The 14,550-nt window shown below is 52.1% G+C and carries 20 protein-coding genes and 1 pseudogene; 10 read left to right on the plus strand and 11 right to left on the minus strand.

Going from position 1 to position 14,550, the window contains the following annotated elements:
• The first annotated feature begins 44 nt into the window (after positions 1–44).
• Complete coding sequence (locus HGBM_RS08800; RefSeq protein ID WP_019120728.1) at positions 45–1,124, plus strand: coiled-coil domain-containing protein; 1,080 nt, start codon at positions 45–47, stop codon at positions 1,122–1,124.
• Between the two features lie 10 nt (positions 1,125–1,134).
• Here the strand turns inward: HGBM_RS08800 and HGBM_RS08805 are convergent, their stop codons facing one another.
• Positions 1,135–2,391 (minus strand): CapA family protein, encoded by a 1,257-nt coding sequence (locus HGBM_RS08805; protein ID WP_019120729.1) that lies wholly within the window; start codon positions 2,389–2,391, stop codon positions 1,135–1,137.
• A 167-nt stretch (positions 2,392–2,558) separates the two neighbouring features.
• Between HGBM_RS08805 and HGBM_RS30295 the strand changes: the two genes are divergently transcribed.
• The 3 genes from HGBM_RS30295 to HGBM_RS08820 all read left to right on the plus strand — a co-directional run bounded on the left by HGBM_RS30295 (position 2,559) and on the right by HGBM_RS08820 (position 3,526).
• Positions 2,559–2,717, plus strand: a complete 159-nt coding sequence (locus tag HGBM_RS30295) for a hypothetical protein (RefSeq protein ID WP_019120730.1) — start codon at positions 2,559–2,561, stop codon at positions 2,715–2,717.
• 174 nt (positions 2,718–2,891) lie between these two features.
• Positions 2,892–3,194, plus strand: a complete 303-nt coding sequence (locus HGBM_RS08815; protein ID WP_019120731.1) for an AbrB/MazE/SpoVT family DNA-binding domain-containing protein — start codon at positions 2,892–2,894, stop codon at positions 3,192–3,194.
• On the plus strand, positions 3,191–3,526 hold the full coding sequence (locus HGBM_RS08820; protein ID WP_019120732.1) for a type II toxin-antitoxin system PemK/MazF family toxin: 336 nt from the start codon (positions 3,191–3,193) through the stop codon (positions 3,524–3,526). The genes HGBM_RS08815 and HGBM_RS08820 overlap by 4 nt, the downstream gene beginning before the upstream one ends.
• A gap of 90 nt (positions 3,527–3,616) precedes the next feature.
• On the opposite strand, the gene HGBM_RS08825 is transcribed toward HGBM_RS08820, so the two are convergent.
• On the minus strand, positions 3,617–4,255 hold the full coding sequence (locus HGBM_RS08825) for an MBL fold metallo-hydrolase (RefSeq protein WP_019120733.1): 639 nt from the start codon (positions 4,253–4,255) through the stop codon (positions 3,617–3,619).
• A 98-nt stretch (positions 4,256–4,353) separates the two neighbouring features.
• On the opposite strand from HGBM_RS08825, the gene HGBM_RS08830 reads away from it, so the two are divergent.
• Complete coding sequence (locus tag HGBM_RS08830; RefSeq protein ID WP_019120734.1) at positions 4,354–4,848, plus strand: hypothetical protein; 495 nt, start codon at positions 4,354–4,356, stop codon at positions 4,846–4,848.
• Between the two features lie 5 nt (positions 4,849–4,853).
• Here the strand turns inward: HGBM_RS08830 and HGBM_RS32060 are convergent, their stop codons facing one another.
• Positions 4,854–4,979 (minus strand): hypothetical protein, encoded by a 126-nt coding sequence (locus HGBM_RS32060; RefSeq protein ID WP_019120735.1) that lies wholly within the window; start codon positions 4,977–4,979, stop codon positions 4,854–4,856.
• A 320-nt stretch (positions 4,980–5,299) separates the two neighbouring features.
• Entirely contained in the window at positions 5,300–6,634 is a 1,335-nt protein-coding gene (locus tag HGBM_RS08840) for a PhoH family protein (protein ID WP_019120736.1), read from the minus strand.
• Positions 6,635–6,824: 190 nt separating this feature from the next.
• On the opposite strand from HGBM_RS08840, the gene HGBM_RS27050 reads away from it, so the two are divergent.
• Together HGBM_RS27050 and HGBM_RS08850 are read left to right on the plus strand one after the other, a co-directional pair.
• Positions 6,825–7,376, plus strand: a complete 552-nt coding sequence (locus tag HGBM_RS27050; RefSeq protein ID WP_019120737.1) for a YhcN/YlaJ family sporulation lipoprotein — start codon at positions 6,825–6,827, stop codon at positions 7,374–7,376.
• 189 nt (positions 7,377–7,565) lie between these two features.
• Entirely contained in the window at positions 7,566–8,606 is a 1,041-nt protein-coding gene (locus HGBM_RS08850) for an aldo/keto reductase (protein WP_019120738.1), read from the plus strand.
• 63 nt (positions 8,607–8,669) lie between these two features.
• Here the strand turns inward: HGBM_RS08850 and HGBM_RS30300 are convergent, their stop codons facing one another.
• A complete protein-coding gene (locus HGBM_RS30300; RefSeq protein WP_154653324.1) occupies positions 8,670–8,822 on the minus strand; it encodes a hypothetical protein in 153 nt (50 codons plus the stop codon).
• A 128-nt stretch (positions 8,823–8,950) separates the two neighbouring features.
• Here HGBM_RS30300 and HGBM_RS08855 point away from each other — a divergent pair, with 128 nt between their 5' ends.
• Complete coding sequence (locus tag HGBM_RS08855) at positions 8,951–10,240, plus strand: helix-turn-helix domain-containing protein (protein WP_026074288.1); 1,290 nt, start codon at positions 8,951–8,953, stop codon at positions 10,238–10,240.
• A 56-nt stretch (positions 10,241–10,296) separates the two neighbouring features.
• Here the strand turns inward: HGBM_RS08855 and HGBM_RS08860 are convergent, their stop codons facing one another.
• Entirely contained in the window at positions 10,297–10,749 is a 453-nt protein-coding gene (locus HGBM_RS08860; RefSeq protein ID WP_019120740.1) for a pyridoxamine 5'-phosphate oxidase family protein, read from the minus strand.
• A 140-nt stretch (positions 10,750–10,889) separates the two neighbouring features.
• Between HGBM_RS08860 and HGBM_RS08865 the strand changes: the two genes are divergently transcribed.
• Positions 10,890–11,225 (plus strand): DUF5665 domain-containing protein, encoded by a 336-nt coding sequence (locus HGBM_RS08865; RefSeq protein ID WP_019120741.1) that lies wholly within the window; start codon positions 10,890–10,892, stop codon positions 11,223–11,225.
• 8 nt (positions 11,226–11,233) lie between these two features.
• Here HGBM_RS08865 and HGBM_RS08870 read toward each other — a convergent pair whose 3' ends face one another.
• The 4 genes from HGBM_RS08870 to HGBM_RS08885 form a co-directional block, all read right to left on the minus strand.
• A complete protein-coding gene (locus HGBM_RS08870) occupies positions 11,234–12,589 on the minus strand; it encodes a hypothetical protein (protein WP_019120742.1) in 1,356 nt (451 codons plus the stop codon).
• A 79-nt stretch (positions 12,590–12,668) separates the two neighbouring features.
• Positions 12,669–12,941 carry a hypothetical protein gene (locus tag HGBM_RS08875; RefSeq protein WP_019120743.1) on the minus strand — a complete coding sequence of 91 codons (273 nt, stop codon included), beginning with the start codon at positions 12,939–12,941 and terminating at the stop codon, positions 12,669–12,671.
• A 12-nt stretch (positions 12,942–12,953) separates the two neighbouring features.
• On the minus strand, positions 12,954–13,253 hold the full coding sequence (locus HGBM_RS08880; protein ID WP_019120744.1) for a YlaH-like family protein: 300 nt from the start codon (positions 13,251–13,253) through the stop codon (positions 12,954–12,956).
• Between the two features lie 29 nt (positions 13,254–13,282).
• Positions 13,283–14,122, minus strand: coding sequence for a deoxyribonuclease IV (locus tag HGBM_RS08885; protein WP_245552920.1), 840 nt, complete (start codon positions 14,120–14,122; stop codon positions 13,283–13,285).
• A 107-nt stretch (positions 14,123–14,229) separates the two neighbouring features.
• Between HGBM_RS08885 and HGBM_RS31605 the strand changes: the two are divergent.
• Positions 14,230–14,334, plus strand: a pseudogene (locus tag HGBM_RS31605) (DNA-binding protein); the annotation flags it as partial.
• 56 nt (positions 14,335–14,390) lie between these two features.
• On the opposite strand, the gene HGBM_RS32455 reads toward HGBM_RS31605, so the two are convergent.
• Entirely contained in the window at positions 14,391–14,543 is a 153-nt protein-coding gene (locus HGBM_RS32455; protein WP_154653325.1) for a hypothetical protein, read from the minus strand.
• Positions 14,544–14,550: the final 7 nt, after the last annotated feature.

The raw sequence follows: 14,550 nt of genomic DNA on the forward strand, positions 1-14,550 counted from the left end.
CAAACCGGAATCAAGCTTCCCAGAAAACGGTTGAAGGTGAACGTATGCGAAAATGGTTGTTCCTGCTTCTCGCCCTGTGCCTCGCTGTCGTGCCTTGCATCGGCTGGGCGGAAGAAGGTCAAACACTTGAACAACTCATCCTGCAAAAACATTTTACCCAAAAAGAGCTGGAGCGCAACCTGACGATTGTCAAGGCAGAAGAACAGGCCTTGCTTGACGAGCTGGCCCAGTTGGATTTGCAGATGAACCGGCAGGCTGCGGTGATCTCCGCGATGCAGCGGCGTGCCGGCCAGATCACCCGAGCTTATTACACCGGCGAGCGGGTCTCGCTTTTAACGCTGTTTTTTAATGCGAAAAATTTCAATGACATTCTCATGCTGTCGGAGTTCTTGCAGCGCCTGTTTGAGCAGGATATGAACACGTTGGCCAGCTTCCAGTCCGAACGGCAAAAGGCGGCCTCCCTGCTGGCGGAAAAGCAGCAGCGGCTGGACAAGGTGAGGGAATTGCGGGCGCATTTTGAGCGCCAATTGGCACTCATCCTGCAATTGGAAAAGGAGAAAGAAGAAAAGCTGAAGCTTGTGGGTGACGTGACTTCCATGGAATCGCTGATGGATCATCTCGTCACGGACTGGCGCAAACGGGGGCTTCCGGCGTTTCGCAGTTACTTTGGCGTATTGGCCCAGGTGATGAACTCTCTGCCCGAGCTGGTCACGTCTGACCGCTTCAAATCCAACGGCCTGTTAACCCATACGCTGACGATCGGCGAAGCTGAGTTCAACGAGTTTCTCGCCTCCAAAAACGAGATCTTCAAACAGTCCCACTTTCAGTTTTCCGACAACCAGTTGACCGTCGACGGGGTGTACGAGGACATCCATATGAAGATCATCGGACATTACGAGCTCGTCTCCCCGACAGAGCTGCGATTCAAGATGACCGACCTCTACTACGACGGCTTTGAACTGCCGGAATCGACCATAGCAGAGATGGAAAAGGAGTACGATTTGGCATTTTACCCCGCAAAGATCGCACCCAACATCCAGGTCGAAAAGTTTTCGCTCGAAGACCAGGAGCTGCAGCTGCAAATCAAAATCGGTTTGTCCTTTGACTTTGGGGCAAAACGATAGGCCAGTTTCGTCAACTGGCCTTTTCTTTTGGCTGAAGAGACTCTACGTGTCTTTGTATCTCTTTGTAGATGCTGTCCATTTTTTGCAGGACCTGGGGTGTCAGATGCGTCTCTTGTCTGTTTTGGCCAACCGCTTCCTGCGTATGCGGCAGCGGGTAAATCACGTAATTTCGCTTTCCCCCTGTCCGGTAAAAGTGCACATAGGTCGGGATCACCTTCGCCTCTTCAACCGCGGTGCGCCCGTCTGTTCCCTTGTGCAGGACGAGCTGCAAAATCACGCCCGCATCCTTGTAATCGCCGCGTTGGGCGGAGATGAAGTTGCCGAGCGAATAGATGGCGAACACTTTGCGCTCTGCCCCGTCAGCCCCTGTGACCGTCCGCCACTCATACGGTTGAACCACGTGAGGATGCGAACCGAGCACGATATCGACTCCGGCTGCAAAGCACTGATCTACCCACTCGCGCTGTATCGGATTGGGCATCCGCTGGTACTCCACTCCGAAGTGAAGGGCGACGGCGACGACGTCCGCCCCCAGTTCGCGCGCCCTGGCAACGTCCCCCTCCAGCAGTGCCGGGTCGTACAGATTGACCAGATACGGCTTGCCTTCCGGAAGCGGAATGCCGTTCGTGCCGTACGTATAGGCCAATACCCCAATGCGGATTCCGTTTTTCTCCAGGATCAGCGGTTCGTTCCGCTGCTCGGCGTTGCGAAACGTTCCGGTATGGGGCAGCCCCACTTGATCCAGTACATCCAAGGTGTGCAGGACCCCCGCTTCGCGCCGGTCAAGCGAGTGGTTGTTGGCTGTCGTGACCGCAGTAAAGCCCACCTGTTTCAAGGTTTCCGCCAGCGTTTCCGGCGAATTGAACTCCGGATACCCCGTGTAGCGCCGCTCCTTGCCCGCCATCGTCGTCTCCAGATTGCCGATGAGGATGTCCGCCTCCTGAAAAAACGGGATCACTTTCGCGAAGGAAGGTGTGAAGTCGTAGCTTTTCCGCTGCTCATCCCAAGCCGCCTGCAATTGTTCATCGTGCACCATGATATCTCCGACGGCCATCAGGGTCAGCCATTGATCCGCCTGCGGCGCTGTTTCTGCCTGTTCAAGGTCAGACACAGGGAGCGGGTCCGGCAGTTCCGGGCTTGTCTCGGGATCGGCCGGGACTGCGGTTTGGGGGGCAGGCGCGGCTTCGGTGCCGACAGATGCCGGAACAGCACATCCTGTCAGGATCAGGCAGGCCAAGACAACGGCAATGATTTTACCAGCATTCATGTTTTCTCTCCAATTCCATTCATTTTCCGTGAGCTATGTAGTAACTTTCCACAGCGATCGACATCTTCCTGCTATTTCCTTTTTTCAGATCTGGAAAGAAACGATTCTGCATCCCCGGCGTCTTACTGAATAAAGCATCATCCATGTGATGAGGTCAGAGCCGAGGCATGAAGCTCTGTTTGCTCGTCCTGTTGTGGGGGATTATGCTGATCGTCCCGGATCCCCAGGTCGCGAATGCGCGTTCGCGGGGGTACACTCCTTCGCTGGAGGAGGAGTATCTGGCGGCCTGTGCCGGCTCACTAACTGCTGACCAAGGAAAGGCTTGATTCGCTGTCGGCACTATAATGATTGGCAGCAGTCAGCCATGCCATCTTTGGCGGGAAACGTACAAAAGGCGCCTTCGTCAGGCTGCGAAGTTATACCTCCCGCGCTGCAGAGTATCAAATTCACGCTTGATGTATATCATAGGTATATACATTTTTGCGGGTGGTGGGGTATAATTGGATGATAAGAAAGGGAAGGACATGATTCTTATGACAATTGCAACACTTAGTAAATGGGGCAACAGCAGCGCTATCCGGATTCCGAACCAAATTCTTAGACGCCTCAACTTGGAAGAAGGTGCTGAAATTGAGATCATCGTGACACCGGAAAATGATTTATTGCTTCGTCCCACAAAAAAACCGGAAGAATCGAACCAGGAGTTGCGTGCTCATTTGAAACAGCTTCTTTTACAATTGAAGCCAAATACACCGCGTCATGATGAAATTGATGTAGGGGTTGAAGGAGACGAGCTGATTTGACGATTCCAGGACGTGGTGATTTGGTATGGTTAGACTTTGACCCGCAAGCCGGATATGAACAAGCTGGCCGTCGTCCCGCCATTGTGCTGTCCGAAGCAGAGTTTAATGGCCTAACCGGCTTCGCTATTGTATGCCCGATTACAAGCCAAGTGAAGAATTATCCTTTTGAGGTTCCTCTTCCGGAAGGTCTCCCATTTACTGGTGTCGTCCTAACGGATCAGCTAAAAAGCCTGGATGTGAGGAAACGCAGAATCAAAATCGCGGGAAATGCCAACGCTGAATCGGAATTTATGAAAGCCGTTCTTCGCAATACTCGATCTATTTTGGCATAATATCAAAATTCCATCCGGAGCGGGTGGATCTTTGCTTGCGGAAAAAGGCATCCCGTCGCAAACATTGCGTCCGGGATGCTTTTTCTGATGTCAGCGCAGCAATCCAGTCACGAACGGATTGGTCATTTTTTCGGTCTCGACCGTCGTCCTGGGGCCGTGCCCAGGGTAGACAATCGTGTCGTCAGCCAGTTCAAACAATTTGTCCTGGATGCTGATCATCAGGGTCTCAAAGTCGCCGCCCGGCAGGTCCGTCCGGCCGATCGAGCCAGCAAACAGCACATCGCCGCCAAAACAGTGTTTGCCAATCACAAACGAGCAGCTTCCGGGAGAGTGGCCGGGAGTGTGCAGGACCTGAAAGCTCATCCCCGCCAACTCCAGCGTCTGTCCATCCGCCAACTCGTGCTCGGCCGGTTCGCATACGATCTCCTCCGACAGGCCGAACCGGGCGGAACCGTTCAAGCGCGGATCCGTCAGCCAGGCCATCTCCAGCGGGTGAACGTAGACAGGCGCCTTCGTCAGGCTGCGCAGTTCATTCAGTCCTCCGATGTGGTCAAAATGGGTATGGGTCAAAAGAATCGCTGCGACCTTTTCTCCCTTGACGGCATCCAACAGCGCCTTTGGCTGCATGCCCGGGTCGATGACGATCGACTCGCCGTTTGTCTCGTTCTTGACGAGGTATGCGTTCGTCTCAAGCGGCCCCAAGGCAAATGAGCGAATTGATATGGACATGCCTGTCTCCTCCTGTTTTCTTGTTCCCCCAGTAAAATTCCGGTAAAATGAGAAGGGATTGAATCCATAGTAACAGAGAATGACGGGGTGAAACAATCATGCGGCACATGTTTGGCGTTGAAATGCAGATTCCGCGCGGCAAATTGCCTGGCTTTTACGCCCAGGTCATCCATAAGATCGGCGATGCGGTGGAGGTCTTTGACCGCGACAAGCAGTTGTTGATCGTCGAGGGTGAGGCGGAACGCGACAAGCTGCTGGCGATTCTGTCAAAGCACGACATGATCGACGAAGAGTTCGGGCTCTGGCTGGTTCCAGAGGGGATGGACGTTCCTCTGTTGGACGATTACGGCTTTACCAGTGTATCCGGCCGCCGCTATCTGTACGATCACCTGGCCGCACCGTTTGCCGTCCCCGATCAAGCAGGCGCTGAAAAAGACCGCTGGGCCGCGCTGGAACAAATGCGCGAGCACCTGATTGGCTGCCCCGAGAAGCTCGACGGCGGGTCTGTCTGCTTTGCCGACGCCAGCCAGAGAGAGCTGATCGAGCGGATTGCCAAAGCGTTTCAGGTGTCGGTCGAGTGGCACTCCGCATAGGCCGCTTATTTCGCTTGTTCCACTTCCTGCTCATATTTTTCGATCAAGTAATTGACTCTTCGCTCGACACCTCTCACTGTTTTTGAGAGGTGATCAACAGCTTTTTTCGTATGGACAAGTTCCTCTATCATGAATAGCAGCGAACCCACCTAATGGCAAGAACCGGCGGCAAGCCGGACAAACAAGAAACCGCCTCCGAAAAGGAGACGGTTATGATCGAGTCGGGTTGTTTTGGGGTATTCCGGTTATTCTCTTTGGCAGTTCTACCTCCATGATAGAGTCAAACACTCAAAGAGCTGTTCGGCATCCCTCAACATGACTGTCGTCAAGCGGTGACCCATCCAAGGCAGTTCGCCTCCTTACAAGCTGATGCTTGCAAAGCTGGATTGTCTCAGACCACCGGACCCGATGATCATAGTATGAAGTCCCGGGAGAAAATTATGCATCCCCGTTATAAAATATCGGCGGCCAACTGCGCCAAGACGCTTCGCTCGCCCTTTTCCAGCTTGATGTGGCCGGCCAGCTTTTGATTTTTGAACATCTCCACTACGTACGTAAGTCCATTGTTGCTCGCATCGAGATAAGGATGGTCGATCTGCTCGGGATCTCCCATCAGCACGATTTTGGAAGCTTCCCCGACTCTCGTCAAGATCGTTTTCACTTCATGCTTCGTCAGATTTTGCGCCTCGTCAATGATGATAAACTGCTCGGGAATGGAACGGCCGCGAATGTAGGTCAGCGCCTCCACCTGAATACTGCCCATTCCCGCCAGTATTTTGTCCAGATCGCCGGTTTTCTTCGTATTAAACAGGTATTCCAGATTATCGTATATGGGCTGCATCCAGGGACGCAGCTTCTCCTCCTTTTCGCCCGGCAAAAAACCGATATCCTTCCCCAGTGGGACAATGGGCCTGGCGACCAGGAGCTTTTTGTACTTTTGCAAATCCTCGATCTGCAGCAGCCCTGCCGCCAATGCCAGCAGCGTCTTGCCTGTTCCTGCCTTTCCGGTCATCGTCACCAGGGGAATCTCCTCGCGCAGCAGCATTTCGATGGCCATTCGCTGCTGGGCGTTCCGCGGCTTTATCCCCCAGACCGGCTCGTCGCTGACGATGAGCATTTCCAACATTCTGGCGTCTGCGTCCACCTTGCCGATCGCCGAAGCGGACGGATTGCACTGATCTTTCAAGATCAGAAACTGGTGGGGACAAAACGTTTGATTGGGGAAATGGATGGGAAGCGGCAATTTCCTGTTTGTGTAAAAAGCTTTCAATACCTCCGGTGGGACCTGCAATGTTTCATACCCCAGGTAGAAGCTGGAGTACTCCCTGACGACCCGATCGGAAAGAAAGTCCTCTGCCCGCAATCCAAAAGCGTCCGCCTTCACGCGGATCAGGGCGTCTTTGCTGACGAGGATCACAGGCCTTGGGGCTGCCGATTCATCCTCCTCCTGCTGCAGGTTGAGGGCGACGGCGAGAATCCGATTGTCGTTGGTCATTTCGTGAAAATGGGATTGCAACCTGCTCATGGAAGAATGGTTCAATTCTACGCGTACGACCCCGCCTGTTTCCAGTACGACCCCTTGGTCAAGCCGTCCCGCTTCGCGCAGTTTGTCAAGCAGGCGAGCCACATGCCTGGCGTTTCTGCCAATTTCATCCGTATAACGCTTTTTGGCGTCGATCTCTTCCAATACGACTGACGGTATGACAACTTCGTTTTCAGCGAACGAGTAAATCGCCATCGGATCCTGCAGGAGTACGTTCGTGTCAAGGACGTAGATTTTGTTCAAGATCTCGCCTCCCATTATCCATCTGTATATAGTTTATGCAAATGCAATGATGATGCTCAGCATGCTTCATGGCGAGTGTAGTAAAAGTGTATGTCGTCCGGAAGGGAGATAGACGGTTTCCGAATGAAATTGAACCAGGTGGCAAACACTACGGGTACTATCTGCTTCTTTACAGAAAGGATGGTATTCGTTGAAACGTATCGCAGCAATACTGGGAGTCTGTCTGCTGCTCACCGCTTGCCGCACAGCAAACGTGCCTCCCACCACACAGCAAGCGCCACCCAATCAGACACAGACCCAACGCGTCCAGCAAACCGTGCCGCAGCCTGCCTACGATCAATCCCCGCAGGCGACGGCAGACCGTTTAGTCCAGATCGCATCACGCGTAAAAAAGGTTCAAAAAGCGACCGCTGTCGTCCTCGGAAAGTACGCTGTCGTCGGAATTACGGTGGATCCGAAATTGGACCGTTCTGAAGTAGGGGTAACCAAATACAGCGTTGCAGAAGCCCTCAAACACGACCCGCAGGGCGCCAAGGCGGTAGTGACCGCCGATCCGGCCATCGTTCAAAGGCTTCGCGAAATGTCCGACGACATCCGAAACGGACATCCGGTTGCCGGCATTGCCCAGGAGCTCGGGGACATGGTGGGAAGAATGATGCCTCAGCTTCCCCGGGACGTGGAATTGCGCGAACGCCCGTCGTCACCGCAGAACCCTGAGAAGGTCCGCCAGGGACGACCTTAAACCGAGAAACGCTGCCTGCGGCAGGTTAGGAAAGCCCGGCCGCATCAAGCCTTCCATTCAGCCGAAGCGAATGGGAGGTTTCTTTCTTTCACAAAGCTGTAAGAAAACGGACCGCGCTGATGATGTTGTCCGGTAATGGGAAATGATACAATAGGGTCGTGAACATTACACCTGAAGGAGAGATTGAGGATGAAGTACAGAGCACTCCCAGGAACAAGCCTGACAGTATCCGAGGTAGGATTCGGAGTCTGGTCGGTCGCTACCAAGTGGTGGGGCGTCACCGACACGGAACTGGGCAAAAAACTGCTCCGCTCCGCCTACGAGGATTACGGCATCACGTTCTTCGATACAGCAGATGTGTACGGCAACGGTCTCGGCGAGACGATCATCCCTGATGCGCTCGGTGACGTCCGCGACAAAATCGTGATCGCAACGAAATTCGGCTACGATATCTACAATTTGCCGGGAGAACGGAAAGGACACAGTGAGCTGCCGCAAAATTGGACAAAGGAACATATCCGCTACGCCTGTGAACAGAGCTTGAAACGGCTCCGCACAGATTACATCGACTTGTTCCAACTGCACAATCCGCGTATGGAGGCAATCCACAGCGACGAGGTCAACGAGACGCTCGAACGCCTGAAAGAAGAGGGAAAAATCCGCGAGTACGGCGCGGCAATGGGACCGGACATCGGCTGGAAGGAAGAGTCGATCGCTGCCCTGCGCCACGACGGCTATGCGGCGATTCAAATCATTAACAACATGGTGGAACAAGACCCGGCCCGCGACCTGTTTGCCGTCGCCGACGAAGAAAAACGGGCGCTGATCGTCCGCGTTCCGCATGCATCCGGCCTTTTGGATGGAACCTACGATCCGCAAAAGCACTTTGACAAGAGCGATCACCGCAGCCACCGCCCCATCGAATGGATGCAGGCCGGCGTCGAAGTAGTACAAGAAATGAGGGAAAAAGGACTGTTTGACGCTGAAAACCGGACCATCGGACAGTTGGCCATCCAATTTTCACTCTATCGCCCCTCTGTCGTCACGGTTCTTCCTAATTTCACCAGCGAGCAAAATTTAAAAGAGTTTGCCGGCGCATCTGATGTTGCTCCGCTTACCGACGCCGAATTCGCAGTGATCGATTCCCTCTGGGTTAACGGCTACAACGAGAGGCTGAAACAGCACATGTCCGATTCGAAAAACAAGCCGACACCTGTTCTCCAACCATAAACCCATATCTGGGAAAACAAAGAAATGCGCCTTTCCAAGTAGTCAGAAAGGCGCATTTTTCATTTATGGCCAGACAGGCGAACTGTTGGTGGTGACTTCTCCTGAACCTGAACTAATCGGCCAGACTGGTGATTTGGCAGAAGCTCCGCCAACAAAACCAAATACAGCTGTTACCAAAGCGACAGATAGTACGATAGCCCTAATTTTCTTTTTCACAAACAGCCACCTCATTTCAATATTTTAATTTTTCTTGTTACTATAACGATATTAACTGGAAAATATTAATATGTCAATTATCAAAAAATATTGTATAATAGTTAAAAATAGGACAAAGGGTGGAATGGATGACACAAGTAGGTAAACGTTTACGAGAATTTCGTAAAAATTTACGCATGACACAGGAGGACCTAGCCCAGGGCATCTGCAACCGAAGTTACGTGAGTCAGATAGAAAAAGGCCAAGTAATCCCTTCTCCCGAAATATTAGAGCAATTGGCAAAGAGGTTACATACCGATTTACGTGAACTGTGGACCGAATCCCATAACCCCTCCTTTACCCAGGTTGAAATTCAAAATGCGCTGCGCCACATCGTGAACCGAATCGAACAAAAAGAGTGGGAAATTGCCCGGAAATGGCTCTTGAAGCTGTCTGGCGTCTCTCTTTCACCTATTGATCAAGGCATCTATCTCTGGGCGAAGGGAAAAATCGCCGAAGCCGACAGGCGATTGAACGAGGTTGAAGAATTATTTCTACACAGCATCGAATTGAACCGAAAATTGGATGACCCGATTCCGCTCATCCGTTCGTTGGATTCGCTCGGTTCCTTCTATTGCAACAACGATCAACCGGAAAAAGCGGTTACGTATTTGAACGAGGCCTTCCAATCCTTGAACCGATATGAAGTAAGCGGACTATTGCGTATATCCGTTTTATTTCATTTAGGGGCCATGCATGGCAAATTGGGTGAGTATTATTCGGCCATCGAACAGCTTCACAATGCGGAGCATCTGAACAGTACATACGGAACGTTATATAAAAGCGGCGAGATTTTCATGGCGCTTGGCATCTGCTACTGCCATATCAAGCGGTACGAGGAAGCGGAAAGGTATAATCAGCGTGCCGTCGCCGTATTCGAAGTCTCTCCCGACCCCAAACGCCTTGCCGGGGTGTACACGAATATCGGGATTCTTTACCGGGAAATGAAGCAAATGGAGAAAGCTGTCGAGTATTTGTTGAAAGCCATTCACTCCTATGAAAAACAGCAGGAGCTGCAGGGAAAGCACAATGCCTCCATCGAGCTGGCCACCGCGTACAAAGATCTCGGCCGTGTCGAAGAAGCCAAGCAATTGTGCCAGTCCGTGATCGCAACCGGCAGCGACAAAGTGTTGGCGGAAGGTCAGCTGGTTCTGGCAGATATTATGAGCGAAGCTGGTGAAGACGATGAGGCGCTCTCCCATCTGGAAAACGCCCTCGGCTTCTTTACGTTAAAAGGCATGCAGGACTTTCAGCGGAAAACCTATCGCCTGCTGGGCAAAATTCACATGAAAAATAAGCGTTATGAGCAAGCGGCACGCATGTACGAAAAGTACATCTCCTGCACCCCTGCCCCAATAGAATCAGCCCTTCTCGATTGAGACGGGCTGTTCTTTTTGTGTATCAGGCGCGGTCTTGGCGCGTCAGGGCAGCTGCTTTATGTCCTCAATGCCGTCATCACTTGCTGATCCAGTTTTGCCGCAGCGTTTTTGTCATACGTCTTTTCATATTGCGGTTCTACGGAGATGCGCGAGCCGTAGAACATCACATCGCGGACCGTATCAATCGTCACCTCGATCATCGCCAGCTTAAGCGGCACGCCTTCCATCCGCTCTACGGCGACCTTCGCATGACCGTTAATGGAATAGGTCGATCCGTTCCCGATCAGGTTAAGTACGACTTTCGGTTCTTTCTTGATATTGGCGAGAATGCGCGAACGGTTATCTACTGCAAAACGGATTTGCTGATGGGTTGGGGCAAATGTCCAGGATATGGCACTCAGAGTGGGGGCACCCGATTCGTGATCAATTGTGCCAAGCAGGATAAAGCGCTCTTTCTGCAGCAGACTGTACAGCTCTTCGGACAACGATTGTGCTACCGTTTCGGCCATGATGTTTCCCCCTTTTTGGCAAAGTTTTGTACCATTATTTTACCCGTGGCCGCTCCATATGGCAAATGCCTTTCTGCACTTGCTTCGCTCATCCGTTTCTCTTACACTGGAAAAAATAGTTCCTTTCGGGAGGTATTGTCATGTCCCATTCCTCTTCTCCGACAGAAGAGTTTTTGGTAAAAGTGGACCAGCTGCTGGAAGAACTAAAAGAAGTTCGCAAATTGAACGAGCGGATGGACCGGATTGCCATTTTTCTGCAGGAAATCGAACTTGCCGATGTCCTGTTAAATTACACAGCCCCGCGCAGGCTGCTGTTGACCAATTTCTTGGCCGGGCTTGCGCGAGGCTTGGGTCTGACAATCGGGACCGCCCTGATACTCGGGCTGTTAGGCTGGTTTTTGGGTCAATTTCTGTCCATTCCCTTTATCGGGGAATACGTCCGCCAATTGCTTGACTACGTCAACGAGTACAGATAGCAGCCGGTTTAATCGTCGTCTTCATCCTCATCGTCGTCGTCATCATGATGTCCTTTTTTCTGGTCTTTTTTCGCTTTTTTGTCGTCCTGTTTATCATGCCCCTTGGCTTTCCCTTTGCCTGGCTGTTCAGCCGGCTTGGCGGGGTTCACGGTATAGGCGATATCGGCCTCGGCGATCAGCTTGTCATCGCTGTACAGCTCCAAACGGACAGACTTTGCGCTGTAAGAGCGGTCATGGAAGGAGATCCGCTCGTCAAACTGATTGTCCTTCAGCTTTACCTCATACTTTTTTCCATCCGGGGCCACTACATACAGCTTTACCTTGCCCTTGGCTGCAGTCTTTTGGGCTGAGATGCTGCCGGATACATGCAGTTCTTTGCGATTGGGAACGATCTCGGCTGTTCCCTTGATCGTGTAGGTGAGATCGGCCGGCTTGCCGCTGTTTATCGCAACCAGCTTGACAGTGGTACTGTCAACCTTTGTCCCGCCTTTATAGACCTCTACTACCGCCTGACGCTCATCGGTGCTGGCTTTCAGCGTAAGGGTGAACGATCCAATCCCGTTCCACAGCTTTTTCACGTTTACCCGTTTTTTCTCTCCGCCGTAGGTGACATACACTTCATCGGCATCCGTGGAGACGATCCCTTTTACCTGTATTTCCCCTTTGGCCTGGTCGTATGTTCCCTCGGTGAAGATCAGCAGGTCTTTGTCTACGACGTTGTCTTGATTCGTGTTGACTCGAATTTTTTGCTCGGATACGACTTTGTCGCCGGCGTATGCCGTGAGCGTCGCGTATTTGGGAGTCGTGCTGCCTTCCGCTGGGATGCTCAGGGTAAATTCGTGATCGGTGAAGTGCAAAATCTCTACTTGATCGCCGTTTGGCTTGGTTACGACGACCTTCGTGACATCATCAGCCACCTTGCCTTTGATGCGGATCGTGTCGTTTACCTGTTCGTAATCCAGTTTGACAAAGCCATCTTCAACCCCATAGCGGACCTCAAAGTAAATATCCTTATAATGTTTGTAATATAAATCCAACCATTCATCGTTGTGCTCGTTAATGTACGTGACCCACTTGGTATCCAGGTGGATGTCCCCTGTGTCGACGATCAGGTAGAGGTTATCCGCTTGTGTATTTAACAGCATTTGTAAAAACTCAGGATTGTTTTTTTGCAAATCACTTAAATTGTAGCGGACGTATTCGTGGTTATCCGCTCCAAAGACAACCTTGCTGGGCGATGACGTGGTGCCGGACACCGCGATGCCGCTTCCCGAGCTGGCCCACGCCCAGACCGGTGTGATCCCCCCTGCGATTGTCGCTGCTGCAAGCACCGTAAGTACCGGTTTCGTTAAAAACTTCTTCATCTGTCTTCCCCTCTCTCACCTTGCTCAATCCCTCAGACGGCAGCAGATGGAGAAAAGTTGCAAACAGGAAAAAAGTTTTTTAGCAATTACATTTCGGTTCGTTTTCGATTGCCCGCAGCAGTTGCTCAACTGCCTCTATTTCGTACATTTGCATTTTTTGGACGCCGGAAGCCTCATATCGCAGTATGTACATCGTCTCATCCTTGCTGTAGCTGACCTGGCTGACTTGGTGGTCTTGGGTCAAGATATCCCGAAAGAACTCCTCCGTATCCCGTGCGGACCGATCGTCGGGCCTGGCATCGGCAACGACGCTGATCTGCAGCCAATTAAACAGGGCATCACTCAGCTTCATTCCTTTCCCCCTCTATCTTATTCTCATGCGGACAATCACCAAAATGAGGACTGCCACAAACAAGGCGCTGCGGACGGGAAGGGTAATATCCAAAATCCCGAATATCAGGGAGCCCGCGAACAGAGAAATGATCAGCAGTGCCGTTTTCAGGATCGGCATGCGAATCCGGGTGGCAAATCCCAGATAGTAAATGATGATCAGATAGACAAATATGATGTACGTACGTACGGAATCCGCCCACAGGCGAAACTGGTCGTAAAAGGTCAGAGTGCCTGACGGCTCGTACGTAGAGGCTAAATCAAACCACTCCATCGCTGTTCCTCCTTGTTCCACCGGCCGTTTTAGCTCCGCAGCTCATGCAGATAGACCATCTCTTCGGCGTACTCCTGCTCGTCATTGACCGGAGTCTCCAGGATGACAGGGAGGTGCTGAAACTGGTCACAGGTAAGAAACTTGGCAAGCGCCTCGCTGCCGATCTCCCCCTGTCCGATCTTCTCGTGCCTGTCCTTTTTGCTGTCAAACGGCGCCTTGCTATCATTAAAATGAATCGCTGCCAACTGCTGGAGATATCCCGAATGCTCCATTTGCTTGACCAACTCGCCGAACGATTCCAGATTCCATTGACCTGCCGCAAACGAGTGGCAGGTATCAAAGCAGAACCCGATTTTGTCGGGGTGTTTTGACGCCCCGCGAATCTTCATGAGATCGTCGATAGACAGGCCCAATTCGGACCCTTGTCCGGCTGTGTTTTCCAGGAGCAGTTTGACCGGTCCTTCGTATTGATCCAGGATCAGGTCGAGTGTCTCGATCATCCGGTTCGTTCCGTATTCCTCCCCTTCGCCCACGTGTTTGCCGCAGTGGACGACGGCACCGATGGCACCATACGCTTCGGCAATGTGCAAATCCTCGACAATCGAACGGATCGTCACTTCCTGCAAATCCGGTTTTGGCGTGGAAAGGTTGGTGATATACGGGGTATGGCAGACCAGGGTAATGTCATGCTTCTGCATCAGGGCCACCCCTTTCTCCGCATCGTCGTAATCCACTTTCTTCGGCCTCAAGCCGCGCGGATTTTTCGTAAAGACTTGAAACGATTCGGCTCCAAGCTCAAGGGCGCGCCTCACCGCATGTTCAAGTCCTTTGGCAACGCTGATATGGCATCCGATCTTCAACGGGTTCACCTCAATCAAGGAAAATATATGGTTTCCACGTTTACTTTAACAGTTGAACCGATGCCTGTCAAAGCAGGCAAAACCGATGGCAACCGGCGATGAAACGAATATGGAAGCGGAACAAGACCGGCGAGTCGATCAAATTCAAGGCAGACAGGCCTCACGCCTATCATAACCCCGGCCATTCACTGACGCGGATGAGCATGGTCATATTCTATCCGAATGAGCGATTATCATGGGAAAACCCGAGCGTAAGCGGCTCGGGTTTTCAGCGTATTCAAGCTTGCGGTTGGGCTTCCCAGCGTCTTTGTTTGGCGTAGCGTTCCCGCTCCGACTTGGTGAGGTACTTCTTGCGCAAACGGACGGATTGCGGGGTCACCTCGCACAACTCGTCGTCATTCAGGTATTCCAGCGCCTCTTCGAGCGACAAGGTGCGC

The organism is Brevibacillus massiliensis (assembly GCF_000311785.1).
GTDB lineage: Bacteria > Bacillota > Bacilli > Brevibacillales > Brevibacillaceae > Brevibacillus_C > Brevibacillus_C massiliensis.